17 protein-coding genes are annotated in these 22,667 nt (G+C 45.1%); 7 read left to right on the top strand and 10 right to left on the bottom strand.

Features of this window, described 5'->3' with window-relative positions; all coding sequences use genetic code 11:
• Positions 1 to 14: 14 nt before the first annotated feature.
• On the top strand, positions 15 to 1,022 hold the full coding sequence (locus tag AB4Z45_RS15725; protein WP_441910273.1) for an endo-1,4-beta-xylanase: 1,008 nt from the start codon (positions 15 to 17) through the stop codon (positions 1,020 to 1,022).
• Between the two features lie 249 nt (positions 1,023 to 1,271).
• Here AB4Z45_RS15725 and AB4Z45_RS15720 read toward each other — a convergent pair whose 3' ends face one another.
• Together AB4Z45_RS15720 and AB4Z45_RS15715 are read right to left on the bottom strand one after the other, a co-directional pair.
• A complete protein-coding gene (locus AB4Z45_RS15720; RefSeq protein WP_441910272.1) occupies positions 1,272 to 2,495 on the bottom strand; it encodes a GDSL-type esterase/lipase family protein in 1,224 nt (407 codons plus the stop codon).
• A gap of 327 nt (positions 2,496 to 2,822) precedes the next feature.
• Entirely contained in the window at positions 2,823 to 3,674 is an 852-nt protein-coding gene (locus AB4Z45_RS15715; RefSeq protein ID WP_441910271.1) for an AraC family transcriptional regulator, read from the bottom strand.
• A 188-nt stretch (positions 3,675 to 3,862) separates the two neighbouring features.
• On the opposite strand from AB4Z45_RS15715, the gene AB4Z45_RS15710 reads away from it, so the two are divergent.
• The 6 genes from AB4Z45_RS15710 (at position 3,863) to AB4Z45_RS15685 (ending at position 13,075) form a co-directional block, all read left to right on the top strand.
• Positions 3,863 to 6,211 carry a beta-L-arabinofuranosidase domain-containing protein gene (locus tag AB4Z45_RS15710; RefSeq protein ID WP_441910270.1) on the top strand — a complete coding sequence of 783 codons (2,349 nt, stop codon included), beginning with the start codon at positions 3,863 to 3,865 and terminating at the stop codon, positions 6,209 to 6,211.
• Between the two features lie 115 nt (positions 6,212 to 6,326).
• Complete coding sequence (locus AB4Z45_RS15705) at positions 6,327 to 7,370, top strand: alpha/beta hydrolase (RefSeq protein ID WP_441910269.1); 1,044 nt, start codon at positions 6,327 to 6,329, stop codon at positions 7,368 to 7,370.
• A gap of 390 nt (positions 7,371 to 7,760) precedes the next feature.
• Entirely contained in the window at positions 7,761 to 8,684 is a 924-nt protein-coding gene (locus tag AB4Z45_RS15700) for an ABC transporter permease subunit (protein ID WP_441910268.1), read from the top strand.
• Complete coding sequence (locus AB4Z45_RS15695; RefSeq protein ID WP_441910267.1) at positions 8,681 to 9,628, top strand: carbohydrate ABC transporter permease; 948 nt, start codon at positions 8,681 to 8,683, stop codon at positions 9,626 to 9,628. The genes AB4Z45_RS15700 and AB4Z45_RS15695 overlap by 4 nt, the downstream gene beginning before the upstream one ends.
• Before the next feature lie 42 nt (positions 9,629 to 9,670).
• Positions 9,671 to 11,428, top strand: a complete 1,758-nt coding sequence (locus AB4Z45_RS15690) for a hypothetical protein (protein ID WP_441910266.1) — start codon at positions 9,671 to 9,673, stop codon at positions 11,426 to 11,428.
• 96 nt (positions 11,429 to 11,524) lie between these two features.
• The gene (locus tag AB4Z45_RS15685; RefSeq protein ID WP_441910265.1) at positions 11,525 to 13,075 is read left to right on the top strand and encodes a carboxylesterase/lipase family protein; all 1,551 of its coding nucleotides are present in this window, start codon (positions 11,525 to 11,527) and stop codon (positions 13,073 to 13,075) included.
• Between the two features lie 32 nt (positions 13,076 to 13,107).
• Here AB4Z45_RS15685 and AB4Z45_RS15680 read toward each other — a convergent pair whose 3' ends face one another.
• From AB4Z45_RS15680 to AB4Z45_RS15645, 8 genes are all read right to left on the bottom strand, one after another.
• Positions 13,108 to 13,872 carry a helix-turn-helix transcriptional regulator gene (locus tag AB4Z45_RS15680; protein ID WP_441910264.1) on the bottom strand — a complete coding sequence of 255 codons (765 nt, stop codon included), beginning with the start codon at positions 13,870 to 13,872 and terminating at the stop codon, positions 13,108 to 13,110.
• Positions 13,873 to 14,071: 199 nt separating this feature from the next.
• Positions 14,072 to 14,992 carry a carbohydrate ABC transporter permease gene (locus tag AB4Z45_RS15675; protein ID WP_441910263.1) on the bottom strand — a complete coding sequence of 307 codons (921 nt, stop codon included), beginning with the start codon at positions 14,990 to 14,992 and terminating at the stop codon, positions 14,072 to 14,074.
• Between the two features lie 19 nt (positions 14,993 to 15,011).
• Positions 15,012 to 15,920, bottom strand: coding sequence for an ABC transporter permease (locus AB4Z45_RS15670; RefSeq protein ID WP_430060463.1), 909 nt, complete (start codon positions 15,918 to 15,920; stop codon positions 15,012 to 15,014).
• 161 nt (positions 15,921 to 16,081) lie between these two features.
• Positions 16,082 to 17,761 carry an ABC transporter substrate-binding protein gene (locus AB4Z45_RS15665; protein ID WP_441910262.1) on the bottom strand — a complete coding sequence of 560 codons (1,680 nt, stop codon included), beginning with the start codon at positions 17,759 to 17,761 and terminating at the stop codon, positions 16,082 to 16,084.
• A 110-nt stretch (positions 17,762 to 17,871) separates the two neighbouring features.
• Positions 17,872 to 19,632: a sensor histidine kinase gene (locus AB4Z45_RS15660; protein WP_441910261.1), complete on the bottom strand. Its 1,761-nt coding sequence runs from the start codon at positions 19,630 to 19,632 to the stop codon at positions 17,872 to 17,874.
• A 12-nt stretch (positions 19,633 to 19,644) separates the two neighbouring features.
• Complete coding sequence (locus tag AB4Z45_RS15655) at positions 19,645 to 21,210, bottom strand: response regulator transcription factor (protein ID WP_441910260.1); 1,566 nt, start codon at positions 21,208 to 21,210, stop codon at positions 19,645 to 19,647.
• A 53-nt stretch (positions 21,211 to 21,263) separates the two neighbouring features.
• Complete coding sequence (locus AB4Z45_RS15650) at positions 21,264 to 22,175, bottom strand: AraC family transcriptional regulator (RefSeq protein ID WP_441910259.1); 912 nt, start codon at positions 22,173 to 22,175, stop codon at positions 21,264 to 21,266.
• Positions 22,176 to 22,298: 123 nt separating this feature from the next.
• On the bottom strand, positions 22,299 to 22,667 hold a 369-nt coding region (locus AB4Z45_RS15645), incomplete at its 5' end, for a SpoVR family protein (protein ID WP_441910258.1).

The raw sequence follows: 22,667 nt of genomic DNA, 5'->3' as shown, positions 1-22,667 counted from the left end.
AGGCGATCGGAGAAATGGACAATTCCCGATATGAAGGATCTTTAAAACTTCATAAATCGTTTAGTCAGCAGTTTTTAATTGGCGCAGCTGTAAATATGAAGACGCTGGTCACACAACGCGAGTTGTTGGCGTATCATTTCAATAGTTTAACGGCTGAAAATGAGATGAAGTTCGAGCGTTTGCATCCTGCAGAACACCAATATACTTTCGAGGATGCGGATCGAATAATGAATTTCGCGAAAGTAAACGGAATGCAAGTAAGAGGGCATACGCTCGTCTGGCATAATCAAACGCCTGCTTGGGTGTTCGAGAATGAAACTGGAGGTCTAGTTGATCGCGATACGCTGTTGGAGCGAATGAAAGCTCACATTAATACAGTGGTTGGGCGTTATAAGGGTCAAATTTATGCATGGGATGTCGTGAATGAAGCCGTATCTGATAGTAGCGAAGAACAACTGCGTTCGTCCAAATGGCTCGACATCGTCGGTGAGGAATTCATTTCCAAGGCGTTCGAATATGCGCATGAAGCCGATCCCGAAGCGCTGTTGTTCTATAACGATTATAACGAGTCCGTACCTGAGAAGAGGGAAAAAATTTATAGACTGGTAAAATCTCTGAAGGAGAAGGGCGTGCCTATTCATGGTATCGGACTTCAAGCGCATTGGAATTTATCCCATCCGTCACTGCACGATATCCGAACGGCTATTGAACGTTATGCTTCGCTCGGACTGAAGCTGCATATCACGGAGATGGACGTATCGGTGTTCGAGTTCGAAGATAGGCGAACCGATCTGATATCGCCTACATCCGAGATGATGAGTCTTCAGGAGGATAGATATTCCCAGTTATTCCAGCTTTTCTGCGAATATAGCGATGTCCTGACGAGCGTGACGTTCTGGGGGGCCGCGGACGATTATACTTGGTTGGACAACTTCCCAGTCAGAGGGCGCAAGAATTGGCCGTTGCTATTCGACAAGGAGCAACTGCCGAAAGGATCGTACCACAAGCTCATCAGCAGATAGCAGAAACGTTTAAAAGCAAGAATATCGTAAAGCTTTCTTTGCTTAGGTGATCATGCGATTCGATACAACATGAAAGCCCTTCTGCCCGGGTATACCAGGGCTAGAAGGGCTTTCATGTTGTATGGTCATTTATTATATATAGAAATGTCGCTTATATAATGAAGGCTTTTTCCTAAATAGGCTTTTTAACATATGTAGGTGAAAAGATCAGTAATAAGAAATTCTCAATGCAAAATGAGCTGCGAGTGACTATTGAGTGAAGCCGAAACCAAGAATTGTAAATTGCTTGCTCTCATGCTCTGACGCCATTCTGATTTCCACAGTATGCTCTTTCGATTGCTGCTCCCGAATCAAAAGGAGGGCGTGGCAACGCGTCCACTTGACGGTGTGGGACTCCGCCACCTTCACAAGCTTGCCGTCAACCAAAATATCGGCGTTTCCGAATTCGTTGCTTCCGGAATTTTTAAAAATGAGAAGCAGGCTTTTGCAATGAATCGTCATCGTGAAGCTGTCGCTGCCGGATTCAGATGTATGCATCCAGTTGTTGGGGAATTGGGCTGTGCCGTATGGATGATCGTCCATCTCCGCGAATTGGAGTTCGGTATCGGATGTGTAGAAACTGCCTTCCGTAATCTTTGCTACACTAGAACCATTGTTCCTATCCAGCAAACGAACATCAGCGAAATCGTTGCCGTACATCGGTGGTTTGTCGAGGACGATATCCTTTTGATAAGGTGCGCAACGATCGGTCTCCATGAAAAGCGAGCGCAAGCAGTCGGCCATGATGAGATGTCCCAAATTGGTCGGATGATAGATGTCACTAAAAAATTGCGACTTGGAAATGATGTTGCCTTCGTCCTTTGACTTATGAAATTGTTTTGTAACCGCATCCTTCACGCTTACCATGGGAAGATCATAATGATAGCCTACAGGAGAAAGTTGTTCCTGCAGATTCCAATCGTTTTCGAACACGCTGAACAGCAGAATAACGGCAGGCGAATTGGCGGCGGTCAAGATTTTCAGTACGAGACTCTCGTAGCAAATCCCTTTCGTCTCGTCGTCAGCGTCATTGACGGCAAACTCCACGACGACGATGTCCGGCTGAACCGTTCCGTTTCTCAGGACATCCCGCTCATAGCGAATCATGCCCAGTTCAGAAGGCGTACCGCCTAAGCCAGCTTTAATAAAGCGAATTTGATTACCGCCGTCCTTGCCAAACATCTCTTTGAAAGCGGTATATGTTCGGTGAGCGTAGCAAGACGTATGGAGCGGGTCTGCTCCAGCTCCATGAGTAATGGAGCCGCCAATAAAAGCAATCGTAACGTTATCGCCTCTCTTAGCCTTTTCAATGGCGGCTTTCAATCGCTTATTGTTGCCTTTGTCAAGCAGCGATTGGGCGATCATCTCATGATAAGCCTCCGAGTTAACATCAACGAGCTTCTCAGTTGCGTTTAAGGATAGACCATCTGTCATTGTTATTCCCCTTTCTTAGGTTCTATTAGATTATCTTAGTACAAACCGACCGAGCAGCAAACCCGTCAAAGCATTGTTAACGGTAGCAAATTAGGCGGTTAGGAATGGATATTGTATTCCCTCTTTCAAATAGCCGATGAATTTGAGAAATCATACGAAAATAACTATGAAGGATTTAAACTATTGCATACAACGAAACCGTACAACATTTTTTAAGTACTTCTGATCCAGCCCGAATCATTAAATAGTGGGTAGGCGAATGTAATTTGGAAGCTCTGAAAGAGCAGATACAGAAGCCGAATCGGTGATAATTGTTCTACTCTTGTCTCACTTGTAATATAACAATCGTTTTGCTGATGCATTGCGGAAGCCGGTCGGTGTAAGATTCGTCAGCTGCTTGAACGATTTCATAAAATGATGACTGTCGCAATAGCCGAGCTGCATCGCGATTTCGTTGATGCTCTGATTAGTATCCGTCAGGAGAAAGGATGCGGCTTCAATCTTTTGACTCATAATAAAGTGCTTGAGTGAAATACCGGAGATTGTTGAGAACAGGAAGGACAAGTATTTGGCATTATAACCGAAATGATCCGCGATCTGAGACACCTTCAGCGGTTCAAAGCGGTGCCACTTGATATAGTCTGCGATATCGTTGTAGAGCTGAAGCTGCTTCAGCTCTTTTTTTACGGCGTTTGTGCCAGGATCACATTGCTTGTAAAGCTCGTACAGAATACTCGTTGCCAAAAAATTATTCAGAGTCGGGTCTTGATAGCTTCGAACGGAGTCCTGCAGCTGTTTCATCATGACGATGATCTTATCCGAACGCTGCAGTGCACCTTGACGCGGTATCATCATATGTCCCGTCTGGGCTTCATACTCTTCGATGAGTATTGGAGCTGCCGATGGTTCCTCCGCGGTAAAATGAAGCCAATAAAAGCTGCAGTCGGACCCCTGATACCCGAATTGCCGGGTACGGGGAGCCATAAGAAGAAAATCCCCTTCCTGCAAGACATGCCGCTCCTCGTCATCTGCAATGTATAACTGTCCTTTAATCTGTATAAACAATTCATAATCCATGAGTACTCTGTTCATATGCGTCCATTCGGGAAACGGTGAAACGAATTTGCCGGTCATCGTCATCGTTAACGGTTTTTCTACGTTAAAGGTATAGCCGATCATTTAGAATTGACGCCGCCTTTCTGTCCTTTTTTCACTTAACTGGTTTAATCATAACCTTACGGTAGCCAAATTTCTATAACTTCTGTGCAGTCAACGATTAGAATTAAACCTGACTTTTTTACACAAATTCGAACCTTTCGCCATTTACCTTGTTAGTCGCAAAACGGTAATCTGAGGATAGTACGGATATGAGATCACAAAGGGACATGGAAGGTGAATGGATGATGAACAGGAATAAAGCGACGCTGCAGCGAATTGCTTTGCAGCATTTCGGATTGGATCAAGTGGTGCTTATCGAAGACTATCAAGCCAATGCTTTCAAGAAGGAACTCGAATACCTGAACAGCTATAATGTTGACAGGCTGCTGGCCGGATTCCGGGAAACCCGTGGGCTCAAGCCGAAGGCAGCGAAATACCCGGGATGGGAGGAGACGGAGATTCGCGGACATACGCTAGGTCATTATCTGTCGGCATGCGCGCAAGCATACTCCGCGACGAAGGATCCGGTAATGCTGAAGAGACTGACGTATATGGCAAATGAATTGTCGGAATGCCAGTTTGAAAGCGGTTATCTCTCCGCATTTCCTGAAGCGCTCATTGATAATATCGAGCAGAAGCAGCCAGCATGGGTTCCCTGGTATACGATGCACAAGATTATTGCGGGATTAATATCCGTATACCAAGCTACTCATTCCAAGGTCGCCTTCGACACGGTTGTGAAATTGGGTGACTGGGTGGCGTCGAGGACATCCCGTTGGTCAGACGAGCTGCAAGCGACAGTACTGGCCGTCGAGTATGGGGGAATGAATGATTGCCTCTATGAACTGTATAAAATTTCCGGCGATCCGAAGCATCTGGGGGCAGCTCACAAATTCGACGAGCTCCCTTTATTTGAGGCGACCCGGCAAGGCAAGGATGTTTTGAGGGGGAAGCATGCAAACACGACGATTCCGAAATTTTTGGGAGCGTTGAACCGTTTTCTTGTACTAGGGGAAAACGAGCGTTTCTATCTGGAAGCGGCTATAAATTTCTGGGATATGGTTGTTAACCACCATAGTTATATGACCGGCGGCAACAGCGAGTCGGAGCATTTTGGCGAGCCGAAATCGCTCGATCAGAGACGCACGGACATCACCTGCGAAACGTGCAATAGCTACAATATGCTGAAGCTGACCCGCGAACTGTTTAAGCTGACCGGAGACCGGAAGTATGCGGACTTCTACGAGACGACCTATATGAACGCAATCCTTTCCTCACAAAATCCCGAAACGGGCATGACCATGTATTTTCAGCCGATGGCGACAGGGTACTTTAAGATTTACAGCTCGCCGTTTGAGCACTTCTGGTGCTGTACGGGAACGGGGATGGAGAGCTTTACGAAGCTGGGCGACAGCATCTACTTCCATAAAGAGAATGAGCTGTATATTAATCAATATGTAAGCTCCACTTTAGACTGGAGTGAGCAGAATGTACGCCTTGCTCTAAGCTCCGGCATTCCAGACAGCGACTGTGTAACGCTCCAGCTTGAGACGGAAGATCGACAGCCGAGTGAGCTCAAGCTTCATCTTCGCATTCCTTACTGGGTTCGGGGAGAGATCGAAGCGCACTTGAATGGTGAGCCATTGCCTCTCGAAGTCAAGGACCATTACATCGTGATCGACCGTAAATGGAACCATGGCGATATGCTTGCTCTAAAGCTCCCGATGAAGGTGTTTTACTCCGGCCTGCCGGATAATCGCTATGCTGTCGGTTTTCAATATGGGCCGGTCGTATTAAGCGCGACGCTCGGAACAGAGGACATGATCCAGGCGAGTACGGGGATTATGGTAAGCGTGCCAACACGCAGAATGCTTGTGAAGGATTTTATAATTCCCCAGGGATTGAGCCCACAGCAGTGGCTGGACGATATTGAGCAGCACCTGATGAAGGAAGACGGCAAGCTTGTCTTTAGGCTCCGAAATACTGATGAGGACGAACGGCTTGTATTTACCCCGCATTATAAGCAGCATCAGGAGCGTTACGGCATCTATTGGAATATTGTCGAAGCGGACTCCGAAGAGCTGAAACGCCATTTGGCGCTTGGACGAATGGAGCGGCTTGTGAAAGAGGCGACGATCGACAGCGTCCAGGTCGGTAATGATCAATACGAGCTCCAGCATGAAATACAAGGACAAGAAACGTTCAGTGGAGCTTGGGACGGTCAAAATGGAAGATTGGCGCATCCCGGCGGATGGTTCAGCTATAAGCTTAACGTTGATCCAGAAAGCGAGAACGTGCTTCAGGTGATGTATTTCTGCATCAATTATGATAGGGTGATGAACATTTATGCGGATGGCGTATTGCTTGTACGCGAACAGTCATCCTGGGAGTGGAAACGCGACTTTATTACGAAGCACTATTTGATTCCTGCAGAGATTGTGAAGGGGAAATCGCAAGTGGAATTCAGGTTTGCTCCGGAAGACAAGCTGAGCGGCATCTATGGTATGCTGCGAACGATGAGACCGGTGTCCCATCCTATTTTCAGCTTTCCTCAGTAGGATTTCGGTTATACGTGCGTAAATGAATAAGCAGAGGCTGCCCTACATGATGAAAATATTGCTGAAGCGATGTTTGCAGTGCGGAAAAATATGTCATAGAAAGCGAGCTTAAACGATGACGAGCTTGGAAATAGCGGGAATTCCCGCCGCTTATATAAGAGCGGCTGCGAGTGGCAATCAAGGTTCAGTGCGAGATGTTGTTTATCCGGTTAACCACTATATTAACCAATTGCGCCAATTCGTGACGAATCGAGAGGTCGATTTTTGGGAGACGGGAAGAGAAACGGTTAGAGGAGAGGCCATTATGAAATGCTGTAGTGTCTATCTCCCGGCGGGTTACGACGATAGCGACAATGCTACCCGTTACAATGTTTTATATTTGCTTCATGGTGTAGGCGGGGACCAATATGAATGGTTGCGCGGTAGCTGGAATGTGGGCGGCAATTCGATCTTGTGTAATATGATTGATAACCTCATCGCAAACGGTGATATCGATCCAGTTATTGTCGTAATGCCGAATGGAAGAAGCTCGCATGACTGGACAGAGAGTAAATTCAATTCCGAAGGAACCAATATGCTCGGGTTCTATTATTTTGATTATGAGCTGAGATATGATTTGATTCCGTACATTGAATCCACATTCAAGACGTATGCGAATATAGGGGAGACCGATCCAGAAGCAATCGAATTCAGTCGCAAGCATAGGGCTATCGCAGGTCTATCCATGGGTGGCATGCAGGCATTGAATCTGATCCTTGGGGGGTATCGATTCGATTCTGCGACAATCACTGGAGTGGCAAGCGAATGGGAGAACGGGCTTGCCTCGACTGTTCCCGTACGTGGCATGACTGATATATTCGCTTACGTAGGCTCTTTCTCAAATGCACCTACATCAAGCAATGGTAAGCTTCTGGGCACGAGCATTGCATTAAGAGGCCGGAAGCTTCAAGTATTGTATATGACATGCGGAGATGCCGACGAAGTATCGTTCAAATGCTACAATCAATCAATTGAAGGTCTTACGGATAGAGCAGGGGATTTCCTTAATTCGTATTACCAAGTTACGATTAAGGGCGGGATCCATGATTTTCAAGTATGGCACAACGGCGCGTATCATTTTATCCGTTTGTTATTTGGAAATGGAGAAGCGCACTCTTAATTCACTCAGTGAAGTTGAGCAAGACACAGATTTAATTGACATGCTCCTCTTACAGCGAACAGGTGAATCATTCCTAACCTGACTCTGTAAAGGAGCTTTTTTTATATTGAAATGTATTGAACTGCAATCAAATTTACAATTACTGCATATCAGAATATATCAATTATACGTTAGTATAGATCATTGTTTTTAGACGGCTGATAATTTACTATTTATTAGAAAGTTGGTAATTAATTGAAGGGTAAACAGTGCATTTACGGAGGTGTATGGGCTGGAAAGGAAATGGAACCACGGATAGAGGAGTGTTAGCTGGTTGCTTGGACATCTCTAAATATTTCTTTTCTTCAATGTTGGAAGCGCTTCCAAACAACTTATTTATAGGGGGATTACATGGTGCGTATAAAAGAATACAGGATGAGAAGTGAATCTATTAAAAAATTTCTCTACATACTGCCTTTCATGGGTTTACTTGCTACCTTTGCATACTACCCGCTATATGGTTGGGTTTATGCCTTCTTTGACTATACGCCGCCGACACCTTTGTCTCAATCCGCTTATGTTGGTTTCAAGTGGTTTCGTTCCTTAGTCGAAAACCAAGTAAAGATAGACCAATTGCTTCAGGTAATCAAAAATACGTTTGGGATGAGCGGCTTGGGTTTGCTATTCTCATGGCTACCAATGATTTTTGCTATATTTCTGAATGAAATAAAAGCTTTGCGTTTCCGGAAGTTTGTGCAAACGGTAACGACCTTGCCAAACTTTATCAGCTGGGTACTGGTCTATTCACTGGCATTCTCTATGTTATCGAGTGAAGGTATCATTAACGGTCTATTGAATCAATTGGGCCTCACCGATTCTCCGATCCTATTCCTTCAAGACTCTGAACATGTATGGATCACGATGTGGGGGTGGTCGATTTGGAAAACGTTGGGCTGGTCAGCCATCTTGTATATAGCTGCCATTATGAGTATAGATGAATCCCTTTATGAAGCGGCGCGTGTAGACGGTGCAACAAGGATGCAGGTCATATGGAATGTGATTTTACCAAGTCTGATGTCAACCTATTTTGTTCTGTTAATGCTGCAAATTGCGAGTTTCCTGAATAATGGCTTGGAGCAATATTTTGTTTTTCAAAATGCATTTAACAAAGAAAACATACAGGTTCTGGATTTATATGTGTACAACCTAGCCATGGGGGGCGGGAGCTATTCCGTTTCTGTTGCGATCAGCATGCTGAAGAGTTTGGTTAGTGTTGTGCTTCTCTTTTCAGTGAACGGATTATCAAAAATGATAAGAGGAGAGAGCGTGGTATGAGCGATAAAGCAGCAGGCCTGGCAGTGAACAATGTTCACACTAACAAGAAGCATTCCAGCATTACCGATATCTTGATTTCAGCCTTGATTTATACCCTGTATACGCTGTTTGCTCTCCTATGCATTTTTCCATTTTACTCTATCATTATCAATACCATTAGCGCCAATGATCTTAGCGCCAGAGGTGAGATTGTATTTTACCCGCAGCAAATCCATTTCCAGAACTACTTGGATGTATTTAAGATTCCGGGGCTATGGGACGCTGCTATTATATCGCTGGGAAGAACGCTAATCGGAACTTCTCTGACCGTCGGGGCTTCAGCCTTTTTGGGATTCATGTTTTCTCAGGAGGATATGTGGGGGAGAAAGTTCTGGTACCGCTTCACGATAATTACGATGTTTTTTAATGCAGGAATTATCCCGTGGTATCTCACCATGCGGTCCTTGCATCTGACTAACCATTTTTTGGCCTACATTTTGCCGACTATTGTAGCTCCATTTTTTATTATCCTTGTAAAAACCTTTGTGGAATCGACGCCCAAGGAATTGCAGCAGGCGGCAAGTATCGATGGGGCTGGGGTTATGACGATTTTCTTCAAAGTGATATTGCCTATAAGCAAGCCGATATTGGCTACAGTTGCCATATTTGCAGCGGTGGATCAATGGAACTCTTTTCAGGATACGCTGCTGCTCGTCACTGACAGCAAATTGTATAGCCTGCAGTTCATTTTATATAACTATATTAATCAGGCAAGCTCATTATCTACCATGGTCAATCTTCAAAATGCCGGTTCTACAGCTATGGCAACTCTGGCAACCAAGCAAACGACAACTTCAATCCGTATGACGGTTACCATTATTGTTGTTGCGCCTATATTGCTGGTTTATCCGATCTTCCAGAGGTTTTTTGTAAAAGGGATTATGATAGGGGCAGTGAAAGGCTAACCTGCACCATTATAATAAAAAATGAATTGAGGGGGTTTACCATTGAGTAATCGTCATAAAGCGGTGAAAAAATCGATGGTGGTGTTGTTCGCTTGCATATTCACGGTGACAACAGCATTGGCCGGCTGCAGCAAATCGGAGCCCGGCACTGATGAGAAGGGACCACAAAACCACACCACGATTGATCACAGCAAGCCGCTAACCCTTACCGTATTCAGCAATGCGGCAAATTACCAAGGAGAGCAGACCGGGTGGTATGGGAAGCTTCTCAAAGACAAGTTTAATATTACGCTCAACATTCTTGCACCACAGGTAGCCGGCGATCAGTTATACAAGACTAGATCGGCAGCAGGTGATCTAGGAGATATTCTGATCATCGAGAATAGTCAGTTGGAAGAATTGATTCCGGTCGGTCTTGTTATGGATATTACCGATCGAGTTGCGAATACGAAGTATCTGTCAAAATATGTGGACAATCACTTCAAGCCTTTTAATGGAGGATTCGATAAAGTAAATCCGGAAGGCAAGATTTATGGTCTGCCGACTTTTGTAGCGGATACTTCACCAACGACATTTTCAGAAGAACTGCCTTACTCCAGTCCAATTCTGCCTTGGGATTATTATAAGGGAGTAGGAGCTCCTAAGCTGAACAATCTTTCCGATCTACTGAGTGTACTGAAGAAGATGCAGGAAGAATACCCTAAGACTCCAGACGGCAAACCGATTGTTCCGATCACATTGTGGAAGGATTGGGACGGGGGAGGCATGGAAAATGTACGCTGGTTAAGCAACTGGTATGGTTATGAACAGCCCAATGGTACCTCTACGATACAGTTGAATGCAAAAGGTGATATTGCGCCGCTCATCGATGACAACAGCATGTACAAAAAAATTCTACAATTTTATTTTACCGCAAATCAAATGGGCCTGATCGATCCGGACTCGGCATCCCAGGACTGGAACAAGGTTGCTGAGAAGCTTACCAACAAGCAGGTGCTTCTTTTGTGGTATTCATGGCAAAGAGGGTTTTACAACTCAATTGAAAGAGGGATGAACGGAGATGGGAATGTCGCAGTTCCGATTGCTGACACCCGAATCATTCAAAGCAGCGATGCTTATTACGGCAGCGGGAGAGTATTTGCTATCGGGTCAAAAGCGAAAGAGCCCGACAGAATTATGGAATTTTTGGATTGGTTTGTGTCTCCTGAAGGCCTGCGCTACACGACGAATGGTTTTGAAGGCTTCAACTACGAAAAGACAGCAGACGGCAAGTTTAAGCTGACCCAAGTCGGTCAAACGGCATTTCAGGAAAATACTCCAGTTCCGGAGGAGTACGGCGGCGGCGGTTATCAGGATGGCCAAAGCAAAATCAATAGTATGATCATGAGCGATTTTGTGAAGGATCCCGATTCAGGAGAGTTTTACAACAATAATTACTGGAGCTCCACAATAGAAGCCAACAAGACAACCTTAACGACAGATTGGCAGAGTACATTTAATGCAACGAACGCAACGGAATACTACCTGAAAAATAATATGATCGATATTGTACCTAACATTAATACAAGTTTTGGTGTCGATTCATCTGATATCAAAAACAAGCGAAGCCAAATTTCGGATTATGTAAAAAACACATCATGGAAGATGATATTTGCAAAAAATCAAGGGGATTTCGACCAGCTGTGGGCAAAGATGAAGACAGATGTGGTGGGTTTGGGTTGGAATGATGTCGTTGCCTCGGATACGGAAAAAGCTAAAAAAATCGTTCAAATGCGTGCCGAAGCGTTAGCAAGCAAATAAATAAAATCGTTCATCATTTCAAACAAGTGGGGTATGAATGAATATTCATACTCCTCTCTTGTACTAGATTACTCAAATTGAAGGGAGTCGTTGTCAATGCTTAGAATCATAAAGGTTAAAAATGGTATAGTCCAGGGTCTTCCAGCAGCGGACCCGCGAATTACAAGCTTCAAAGGAATCCCATTCGCAGCTCCACCTGTTGGCGAAAACCGCTGGCGTGCCCCTCAGCCCGCGCAAGATTGGGAAGGCATATTAAAAGCATACGAATTCGCGCCGATATCGATGCAGGTGAGACAAGAGATCGACGAAAACAATATCTATACCCGGGAGTGGGCTGTGGAACCTGACATTGCGATGGACGAGGATTGCCTTTACCTAAACGTATGGACGCCAGCCAATCGTGCAGATGAAAAACTACCGGTCTATGTATGGTATTTTGGCGGAGGACTGCAGGTTGGCCATCCTTCCGAAATGGAGTTTGACGGCGAACGCATAGCTAGACGGGGCATCGTGGTGGTTACGATCAACTATCGTCTGAATGTCTTTGGGTTCTTGTCCCATCCCGACATTACGGCGGAAGCCCCCGAAGCTCCCGCTAACTTCGGCAATCTCGACCAGCAGGCGGCTACAAGGTGGGTCAAGAGCAATATTGAAGCTTTCGGCGGCGATCCTAATAAGATCACCATCGGAGGGCAGTCCGCCGGCGGTGGAAGCGTCATGAGCCAGCTTACTTCACCTCAGAATGAAGGGCTCTTTCAAAGGGCAATTATACAAAGCGGAATCTTTACGCCGTTATACCCGGGAAATCTTATGCCGCTTCTTCGGAGCAGCTTGGCAGAAGCGGAACAGGACGGTGTGAAGTTTTTTGAGTATCTCGGTATATCCTCGCTTGCAGAAGCTAGGCAGCTGGATGCGGTGTATCTCCGCGACAAGGCGGTGGAGTACCGTGGATTCTGGGGCACGGTCGCAGACCAAGTGTTTAGCTTGGGTAACCCGTTTGAATTGTTTCTTCAAAACAAGCGCTGGATGGTACCGGTAATGTTCGGTCATACGTCCACCGAGTTTTTCAGCGTTCCGCAAGTCGACACCATTGACGACTTCAAGCAAATGGCCATCGCTTTGTTTGGCAATGATGCCGAAACCTTTATGGAGCTTTGCAGCGTTCAGCCTGATCATCTCGAAGAGAGCAAGAAGAAGGCCTCGGTGAGCGGCATTGAATATGCCATTCGAATTGCTGCGCAAGGGAGCGCCGATGCTGGTGCCGATACCCCGCTGTATTATTATAATTTTGATGCTGAAATACCGGGTTGGGATAACCCTGGCACTTTTCACTCGGTGGACCTCTGGTTTTTCTTCGAGACGCTCGCTAAATGCTGGAGACCATTTGTAGGCAAACATTATGATTTGGCGCGCCAGATGTGCAATTACTGGGTGAATTTCATCCAGTCGGGAGACCCGAACGGACTAGATGCTACAGGAGAGGAATTGCCCCAATGGGAGCCCTATACACCCGAAGCCCCGTATGGGATGCTGTTCGCAGATCGGGCCGAGTTTTCTAAGGAGCAGCCTAGCGAAATTATGAAGTTTCTAGTGGAGCAATATTTCAAGAACAACAGGCTGAACCGCAGCGCCCTTTCATTCGGATGAACCGATTTTGACATAGTAGTCCGGGATGGAAATTATTCATTTACATGCTTTTGAAATTTTCTTGGCGAATACCCCGTTATTTGTTTGAATTGCCTGCAGAAGTGTTCCACATTATGATAACCGCTAAGAGTGGCTATTTCAGCAATGCTCTGATTGCTGTGAATTAAGTATTCTTTGGCCATTCGAATGCGGCTGTTGATGACATCATCCATGCAAGAGGTACCAAATGTCTTTTTATAAATATTCTGAAGATAGCCCGGACTGATACAGAGATAATCCGCCATTTTCGAAACCGTCCAATAATCGCCAGGATGGTTTTGAATGGCGATGCGAAGCTTCAATAAAGGATAATGCTGAGGCAAAATGTCAACTTGAAAGTAAGATTCTAATAGCTTGTTGAACAGCGTACGGAGTAAGCAGTCAATGGAGGATTTTTTGTAATCTCGATTAAAGTTGTGTTCAATGACGAGCAGTTCAAATAATTTGTAGCAGTAGTCCGGATCATTTAGAAAAAAGGGAACGCCTAACGGAAGCGAAGATTCCGTAAAGTAAGGTTCATTGGTTTCGAAGCGAATCCAGTCATTGACGAATTGATCCGCACAGGCTTGGTAATATACTTTTTGTTGCGGGCAATACAGAATGGCGTTATGGGCGGGATATTCCTTTAATTCGCCATTGACCCAGAATTGTGCGGGAGTTTTATTGATGACAAGGAGCCAGTGATTGCCAATGGGGACATCGATAACAAAATTTTTTTCGTGCGTAGTATTGCATTCTACATAATGAATATGGGTCATGAGCCCCTCCTTGTAATTAGATCTACTATATTAAGTAGAAGAAATTTATGGATTAATATTCAAATGCGTTACAACAACCAATAATATAAACTAATGGTAAAAGGTTGAATTGAAATTATGCCCTTTCGGCTTTCCGAGCGGAAGCGAAAGGGCTAATCAGGTTACATTCTCGTTAGTTGAAGCTTTGTTATAGTTGTCATTAACCTTTCACACCACCGACGACCATTCCTTTGACAAAATACTTCTGTAGAAACGGATAGACCATAATAATGGGCAAGCTGGCTACGATCGTCATCGTTGCGCGAACAGATGTTGGCGTAACCGTCGTTACATTGCCCTGGGCATTAGCAAAGGCATCGGCAGCCGAGCCGCCTGAGCTCGTTGTAGCGCTTGATGTAGACAATACCTTCATCAGTTCATACTGTAAGGTGCTTAGTTCTGGCCGGGAAGAGTTGTACAAAAATACATCAAACCAGGAGTTCCACTGGGATACCGCTACGAATAGAGACACCGTAGCAAGCGCCGGTATAGTAAGCGGGAGCACAATGCGCGTAAATGTGATAAAGTCTCCGGCGCCATCCATTTTGGCCGACTCCATAATGCCCTCCGGCAATCCTTCAATGAAGGAACGGATAACAATCATATTAAACACGCCGATAATGCCGGGGATAATGTATACCCAGAAGCTGTTCAACATCCCAAGCTCTTTGGTCAGCAGGTAGGTCGGAATCAAGCCGCCGCTGAAATACATCGTGAAAATAAAGATCATAGATACCATTTTTTTTAATGCATATTCAGGACGGCTAATGGTATAGGCCAGCATCGCCGTACAAAAGACGGAGATGATTGTCCCGATAATCGTCCGCGCCGCGGAGATAAAGGTCGCATAAAAAACATTGGATTCGTTGAACACATATTCAAAGTTTCTCAGCGTCCATTCACGTGGCCAAATATAAATGCTGCCTCGAATCGAATCATTCGCATCGTTAAACGACAAGGCAAACATGTTCAAGAAGGGATAAAGGGTCAAAATAACCAGAATAATCATAAAAATAATATTACACACATCGAATATTTTATCGCCTATCGAAGAATTTCGAGCTGTTTTGGCTTGTTCCATAACCTTTGCCTCCTTTCATTTAGTACAATCTGCTTTCGCCCATTCGTTTGGCGAGGTTGTTGGCTGCGATGAGGAAGATGAAGCTGACCACGGTTTTAAACATCCCGGCGGCGGTCGCCAAGCCAAAGTTATTCATTTGCATCCCGTATTTCAAGACGAAGATATCCAGATTTTCCGAAAATTCAACATTGATACCATTGCCTAGCAAGTACTGTGCTTCGAACCCGGACTCCAGAATATGGCCCAAATTCATAATGAGCAGGATGACAATGACCGGTTTCATGCCCGGAAGCGTAACATGCCACATCCGTTGAAGGCGCGAAGCGCCATCCATTTCAGCCGCTTCATATTGAGTCGGATCAATTGTTGTAATAGCAGCCAAATAAATGATGGTATTCCAGCCTACATTTTTCCATACTTCCGTTACTCCGAGGATTCCCCAGAAATATTCACCAACTCCCAACCACAAAATAGGATGATCGATGAGCTGCAATCGGAGCAGCAATACATTGACGATACCCTCTGGCGCGAGTGCTGTTTGCACAATATTTGCAGCGACTACCCATGAAATAAAATGCGGCAAGTAGCTAATCGTCTGCACCGTTCGCTTGAAATAAACCTTACGCAATTCATTTAGCAGCAGCGCCAGCACAATGGCCGTTGCAAATCCCAGTACCAGATTAATAGAGCTCATAACGAGCGTATTGCGCAGGACGAGATAAAACTGCTGTTCCTGAAACAAAGACTTGAAGTTATCTAAACCGATCCAGGTCTGGTCAAAAAGATCCTTTGCCAATTTGAATTTCTGAAAGGCAATCGTCCATCCCCAGAGCGGAATATATTTAAATAGGATAACCCAGAGGAGAAAAGGCAATGACATCAGCATTAGCATTTTCTGTTTGGATAATGTTTTGAATAAGGTTCTCAGGCGCGAATCGACAGAAGTCGATCCTGCCAGCTGTACTGCATGTTTCTTCACCCGATCCATCTCCCTTCCGGCTAAAACTGTCTCTCTTGAGCAAGCTTAGAAGGGAAAAGTGAAGTGGCTTCACTTTTCCCGGTTCATTATTATCATTCAGATCCTGCAGTCTACCAATTGCCTTCGATACGATCCTTTACTTTGGCGGTAACAAATTTTTCAAATCCAGCAGAACCTAGCTTATTAAACTCTGCGATATATTCATTCCAAATGGACTCAAAGGCTGCCTCAGAAGCGAACACCATTTTTGGATAGTATTTCTGCTGTAGATCGCCTGCTTTCTGATTGAAGATTTGTTCAGGAGAGCCTTGTTCCTTCTCGATACTCCAGGCAGGGTACCAAGCTCGTTCTACCGGTTCGGAGTAAAAGCCGGAGAAGGTCTTCAGACCGTAGGCTTTTAGCAGGGCTAGATCGCCCTCCGTGTAATTGACCGCCGCAACCTCTGGCTGACTAGTAGGCACATGAGCGTTGCCGTCCTCGTACACCGAGTTGTTGCCATATCGCGGCCACTCATAATCGAAGTATGCCCAGCCGTATTTGCGTTTGAATTCATTGTCGTTGCGGTTGGCTACTTGCTCCTTGCTCATGACGAAACGGCCTTCTTCATTTACCGAATAGGTGACATCTTTCTCACCCCATTGAATGAGCTTCTGATTTTCTTCGGTCAATAGGTTATCCCAATATTTAATGATTCGTATCGGATCCTCAGCGCTCACGGTAATTCCGAGCCCTCGGTTGTTTACAAAGGAGGGAGGATCGATATAGGCATCTGTTATGCTTTCGTCAAAGACAATCGGTAGCGCCACATAACGTAGGTCGTCATTGCCTGCGGCTTTCAAATTGTTGGTAGCATCGCCAATTTGCCAAGCATAGTTGACATATCCCAGCACGCGGCCGGACGTAAGTTTAGCGAGGTACTGGTCTTTGTTAGCAGTAAAGGTTTCCGGGTCAAGCAAGCTTTTCCGGTTTACCGCGTTTAGTGAGGAAAGCCAGCGCTTCTCATATTCGCTAGCCATATAAAGCTTGGCTTCATGAGTTTGCATGTCAACCATGACGTTGCCGTCGTTTGGATATCCGGCTAGATGCATCGGCTGATTGGTGATGGTGAAAAACTCACCAGGCGTGCCTGCAAAAGTAAGGAAGCCAATCGTACCTTTTCCGTCTACCGTAGGGTATTTGGCTTGATACTTCTCGATCAGATCAAAATATTGATCAAGCGTTTTCACTTCCGGATAACCAAATTCTTTCAATACACGTCTTTGCATCCAAAATGTACTGGACGCGTCCGGCTCCATCAAATAACCGTTTACATTGGCCGTGAAAGGAAGAATATAGATGTTTCCATCCTCATTCGTAATCTTGTCCATATAATCGCCGTAGACACGCTTGATGTTAGGGCCATACTTCTCAATTAGATCGTTGAGCGGGATGAATGCGCCTGCATCCAGTAGCTTAGAAAGCTCGCCTACTGGAGAGATGACATCAGGATAATCGCCGCCGGCGATCATGACACCAGACTTTGTGCTTGCATCTCCTACAACATATTCCATCTTCCAATCGACACCTGTCTGACCTTGGAGGATCTTGCCGATGGTCGTGTTGCTTGCAAGCACGTCTTTATTCGTACCGAAGGCGAAGTAATCGTAGGTTACCGGTTCAGTACTTACCTCGCTTTTCGTTCCTTCTGCTACTTTGTTTCCTCCTGCATCATTACTTGAGCAGCCAGCAAGGAGGATTGTCATAGCCGTTAGAACGGCCAGGCTGGATTGCAGCCATTTTTTGTTGCGCATTGCTGTATCCCCTTTCTCTATCAAAGTATTGTAAGCACTTTCAGTATAGAAGATAGTGTTTATGATTGTTATATAGCAAAGCTTAGATCGGTCTTTGAATAATTAAGTACTTATTGCTCGGAATTTATCTTTTTTTTGTCCAGCGGTAGACGCAGCATGATCCGTGAGCCTCCCCCTGGAGAACTGTCAATCGCGAAGCTGAACGATTCACCATAGCATATTTTCAGGCGAGTAATGACATTTTTCATTCCGATGGAATCGCCCATAATCGCTTCCTCATGGAGATAATGATGAAGCTCGCTGATCTTTTCCTGATCCATGCCTACCCCGTTGTCTGCAATAAGGAAGACTATCTGACCTTGCTCTTGCGCGATCTGAATCGTAATATAACCGATGCCTGGCACACTCTCAATGCCATGAATGCTTGCATTTTCCACAAACGGCAAAAAGGTCATCTTCGGAATTTCAATATCCAGCAGGGATTGATCCACCTCGATATGAAACTCCAGTTTTGTATCGAAACGGTACTTCTGAATTTCCAGGAAGCTTTCCATTAATTCAAGCTCCTCGCGAATCGTAACGAAGCTTCGCTTCCAAATAATGGATTTGCGGAAAATTTTCGCCATGTTCTGAATCGTCTTGGCCGTCTGCAGCTCACCCTTCATCTGACTCCGCATTCGGATCGTTTCGAGCGCGTTGAATAAAAAGTGAGGGTTGATCTGACTGTGCAGCGCGTGCAGTTGAGCTTGTCTTTGGCTTAGCTCCAGCTCTTTCTTCTGTATTTCTGTAACATACACATCATTGATCAGATTCTCAATCCGCTCGCTCATTCGGTTGAACTCCACTGCAAGCTCGCCGACCTCATCCCGTTCTCGATGATAAGGAATACGTTCGAAGTTTTTGCCTTTTACGGATTTCATGTGTTTTAGAATCTTTTGAATGCGTGTATGGATCGAACGGGAAACAATAACAATCACGATCGTAGGCACAAGGAAATTAATTCCTGCAAACCAAAGGATAAATTGCCCTGATTGCCGGACATCATATAAAATTTTCTCTTCATCCATTACTCCGTATATCGTCCAGTCTCCCAAATAGCGGTTATTATGATATTGCTTGCTAATGATGATTGCCTTATTCGGTACGGGTATTTCCTTGAGACTTAGTGTCCGTCCTGTTTTGATCAAATCACTTGGTTGACCGCTCGACAGACGGCCGTAACGAGCTTGAGAAGACGGATCCATAAAGTAAAAATCCCCCTCAAAGCTGGATAAATCAAGAATCTGATTAATGTATTCCATATTTAAATCGATTTTCATGACATGCTCATAGGTTTCAATGCGGGGATCGGATAGCTTTTGAATAACGCTGATACTGTCGGACGTCACATACAAATAGGGATACGTGTTATTGAAATTTTTAATTTGATGATACCAATCCGTATTCCGCATCTCGTTCTCGAGCCTGATGATATGGCTCGAAGCCAGTATCGACGGATTGTCGCTCATAATCACAACGGAGCTGATGGATTTGTACTCCTTGTCGGCTCGGTTGAACAAATTTGATATGGCATTTAGTGACTCCACATAGTGGTCATGAGAGGCATGGAGGGTGTTTAAATGATTGTTGAGCTGCTTGTTAATCGAATACAGATAAGAAATACCTGCTGCATCTTCAATGACTGCCCCAAATTCGGCTTTCAAAAGATTTATCGCTTGTTCCGCATCTGTCGTTTTCTGATTTTTGATGTTAATGGTGGTTACATTATAGAACATCACGTTAGTCAGTACGATCGGTATGAATACGCATACAATATAAATGAAGACCAGTTTATTTCGGAGCTTCAGATGATGAAACCGATAGTTGAGCATGGGGGAGCCTCCTTATTTTTTACCGATAATCTTATTCCGATAATCCGTTGGCGTCATGTTTTCCAGCTTTTCAAACTGGGCGGCAAAATAATCGGCATTTTGAAAGCCTACGAGATCCGCGATTTCGTACATGCGTTTTTTCGTTTGCCGCAGCAGCCGCTTGGCGTCCTCTATGCGAAGCGACAGCACATACTCATTGAAATAAACGCCGTAATTTTTGCGAAACAACTGACCGAGGTAGACCGGATTCATATGGAATTCGGCAGCTATTCCTTTCAAATAGATGTTTTCTTTGTAGTGGCTGTCGATATATTTTTTCACTTTTTCAATACTGCCCTCGTTCTTTTCGCCTCGCTTCTCCGCGATATATTTAGCCGCTTCTTCTATAAACTGCAAGAAAACATGTCTTATCTGCTTCAAATTGCGGTATTTCTTCTGCCAATTAAGCAATTCGTCCAACCATTGCAGGTCTTTTTCGTTTCCTCCCAGCTGCCGGATGATATTGATGATAGCAATCATGATTCGCCTAATGGTATTCGTAACGGCACCCGGAGCGAAATGCCGCTCCTGAAAGGCAATAAAAATGGCATCAATGGCGGAATGATAACCTTTCAGTTGATTGGCTTCAACCTCATAGATGAGCTTGCTATGCAGTTCTTCATCCACATCAAAGTAATACAAGGGCAGCTTATGCAGGTCCGATGCCATAAAGATGCCGTTAGAGCCTGCGGCAAAACGATAATTCAAGCATTCCTCGGCACTGATTCCGGATTGAGCAATTTGTTTTAAATGGCTAGTCGAATGGCCTATAAACAAAGCTATCGTCGTTGCGAGCTCCGTCTCCAGCATTTCAAGCAGCTTGGTGAAGTTCGTCCGCTCTGCATTGTTTTGCTCGTCCAGCCACAACTGAGGCACAATAAAGCCATATTGATTGTACGCGCGTACATGAATGAGCAGAGATTGTCCCTCATGATGAAGATATTGCTGGAGTGCCTTTTGCAGTGCTGGAAAATAATCAATTTCCCCTTGAGGCAACGTATCTTGTATTTCTGCAATGATATACGTATAGGAAGAGGAGAGTGGAAGCTCCAGCGCATGGGCAATCCGCGCCATCACTTGCTCGCTTGGTTCGGTCTGCAGCAAGCTTTCGATGACGGTTTCGATAAGCGGCTTTTCTTTCGTTATCGATAAGAGCTGTTTTTGATTCAGCGAATTGGCTATTTTTTTTAAAGTGGATGTAAACTCCTGTTCATCAACGGGCTTTAGGATATAATCCGACACATTATAGCGGAAGGCTTGCTGGGCATAAGAGAAATCGGGGTACCCGCTTAAAATAATAAACAGCGGTTGATGCTCGCACTCCGCTTTCACCTTTTGAATCAGCTCCAGACCATCTAGCACAGGCATGCGTATATCCACAATAACTAGGTCGGGGGTCTGTTGTTCGATAAGGTCCAGTGCTTGCTTCCCATTTTCCGCTTCACCACAGATTTCAAATTGCATAGACGACCAATCCATTAGACTTATTAAGCCCTTGCGCACAAAAATTTCGTCATCCACGATCAGCACCTTATACATGGTTTTTCCTCCTTTTAGATACCACAACTATGGCCTTAACTACGGCTATTCAACTACAGTGATTCTTTTGGTAATGATGCATTCCCTTGCAGGCGTTTAAACGTTGAAGGCGAAATTCCCTTATATTTCTTGAATTGCTTTGAGAAGTAGCTAAGCTGCTGAAAGCCGTTTTCGAGAGCTGCTTGCAGCATACTGCACGAGCCGGACTGGATCATAAGCGCGGCGCTGTTGACGCGGAGCATATTAATATATTCGAGTGGCCTCATGTCCGTCAGTTCCTTGAATAGCCGGCATAGATGGGATGGCGACATGGAGCCGATGGATGCCAGATCGTCGAGCGTGAGTGGAGATTTGTAGTTTTCGTTGATGTACTCCAGCACTTGAATCATGTTTTTCCATTTGTTCGTGTTTAAAGGATTGGTGCGTTCGTATAGCTGCTTTGGAATCAAATGCGGGTAGAGAACTGCGAGAATCATATAAAGCCGTCCCTTGACACCAAGCTGAAATCCTTCGCGTTCGACCCGGTATTCCGCGAGCAAATCTTCGATTCGGTCAATCAATAGACGATCCTGCACTCGCCGTCGAGTGAGCAGGGAAGGGAACAAAAGATCTCCTCGAAGAAGCGGATTCAAGCATTGCTCCTGACAGAAATCGGGATGCAGGGCGGATAGCCACGATAGCTTGAATACGATAGCGGTGTAGGAGCAACCGTATGCGGAGTTGCAATAGCCGCTGTGGAGTTCTGCCGAATTGACGATCAGACAATCGCCAGCCTGAACATGGATCTCCACATGGTTCACGGAGAATACAGCCTGTCCCGCTCGAATATAAATCAACTCGATTTCCTCGTGCCAATGCAATGGAAGGATAGACTGATTTCCAGAAAGATAATCTACGTTATAGACGGCAAGCGGAAAGTCAGAGGAGCCGTGCAGTACTTTTTCCAGAAGACGGTATTCCAGCAAAGATATTCACCATCCTATCAATATTGAGTTAATTATAAACAAAATAGAGTTATAAGTTAATTTATAATATCAATTTCGTGGTAATACTGAGGATTCGAATTCAGTATACGAAGGAAATGAATATCAGGGCCAAGCCAAGCTTGGTACATCACGCTGATGCCAGTAGGAAGCCCAGCCTTCGTTCATAATCTTGGTCTCGATTTGCGGCCAGAAATAGCGCATCTCATCGCGAAGCCTAGATAGAATATCGCGCTGCCAATCCTCAAGAGTAGGGGAGTATTCCTCAATGAACCAGACGAGATCTTTTTCTGGCCGTGGTTGAAAACGTTTGGCGTCAGCGGCCTGCGATTGAGCGGCTGATGCGGCGGCAGCGGTTCGATCCGGGTCCAGATTCCACAAGTCATCATAAGAGGAGGAAGGGATGTTCCACTCCGAGCGCTCGCTGTCCTTTTGCACCATTTCGATATAACGTTTCTTATCTAATTGATAAGG

Origin of the sequence: Paenibacillus sp. MCAF9, from assembly GCF_052114265.1 — a bacterium.
In the GTDB taxonomy this organism is placed as follows: domain Bacteria; phylum Bacillota; class Bacilli; order Paenibacillales; family Paenibacillaceae; genus Pristimantibacillus.
The sequence above is the reverse complement of the archived record's forward strand: the minus strand, read 5'-3'. Positions and strand labels throughout refer to the sequence as shown.

What these genes read in the sequence shown, in the direction of transcription:
- AB4Z45_RS15680 (WP_441910264.1), bottom strand. Translation starts at nt 13,872, where the DNA reads ATGACCCATATTCATTATGTAGAATGCAATACTACGCACGAAAAAAAT.
- AB4Z45_RS15660 (WP_441910261.1), bottom strand. Translation starts at nt 19,632, where the DNA reads ATGCTCAACTATCGGTTTCATCATCTGAAGCTCCGAAATAAACTGGTC.
- AB4Z45_RS15675 (WP_441910263.1), bottom strand. Translation starts at nt 14,992, where the DNA reads ATGGAACAAGCCAAAACAGCTCGAAATTCTTCGATAGGCGATAAAATA.
- AB4Z45_RS15665 (WP_441910262.1), bottom strand. Translation starts at nt 17,761, where the DNA reads ATGCGCAACAAAAAATGGCTGCAATCCAGCCTGGCCGTTCTAACGGCT.
- AB4Z45_RS15700 (WP_441910268.1), top strand. Translation starts at nt 7,761, where the DNA reads ATGGTGCGTATAAAAGAATACAGGATGAGAAGTGAATCTATTAAAAAA.
- AB4Z45_RS15655 (WP_441910260.1), bottom strand. Translation starts at nt 21,210, where the DNA reads ATGTATAAGGTGCTGATCGTGGATGACGAAATTTTTGTGCGCAAGGGC.
- AB4Z45_RS15720 (WP_441910272.1), bottom strand. Translation starts at nt 2,495, where the DNA reads ATGACAGATGGTCTATCCTTAAACGCAACTGAGAAGCTCGTTGATGTT.
- AB4Z45_RS15705 (WP_441910269.1), top strand. Translation starts at nt 6,327, where the DNA reads ATGACGAGCTTGGAAATAGCGGGAATTCCCGCCGCTTATATAAGAGCG.
- AB4Z45_RS15715 (WP_441910271.1), bottom strand. Translation starts at nt 3,674, where the DNA reads ATGATCGGCTATACCTTTAACGTAGAAAAACCGTTAACGATGACGATG.
- AB4Z45_RS15725 (WP_441910273.1), top strand. Translation starts at nt 15, where the DNA reads ATGGACAATTCCCGATATGAAGGATCTTTAAAACTTCATAAATCGTTT.
- AB4Z45_RS15685 (WP_441910265.1), top strand. Translation starts at nt 11,525, where the DNA reads ATGCTTAGAATCATAAAGGTTAAAAATGGTATAGTCCAGGGTCTTCCA.
- AB4Z45_RS15710 (WP_441910270.1), top strand. Translation starts at nt 3,863, where the DNA reads ATGAGATCACAAAGGGACATGGAAGGTGAATGGATGATGAACAGGAAT.
- AB4Z45_RS15695 (WP_441910267.1), top strand. Translation starts at nt 8,681, where the DNA reads ATGAGCGATAAAGCAGCAGGCCTGGCAGTGAACAATGTTCACACTAAC.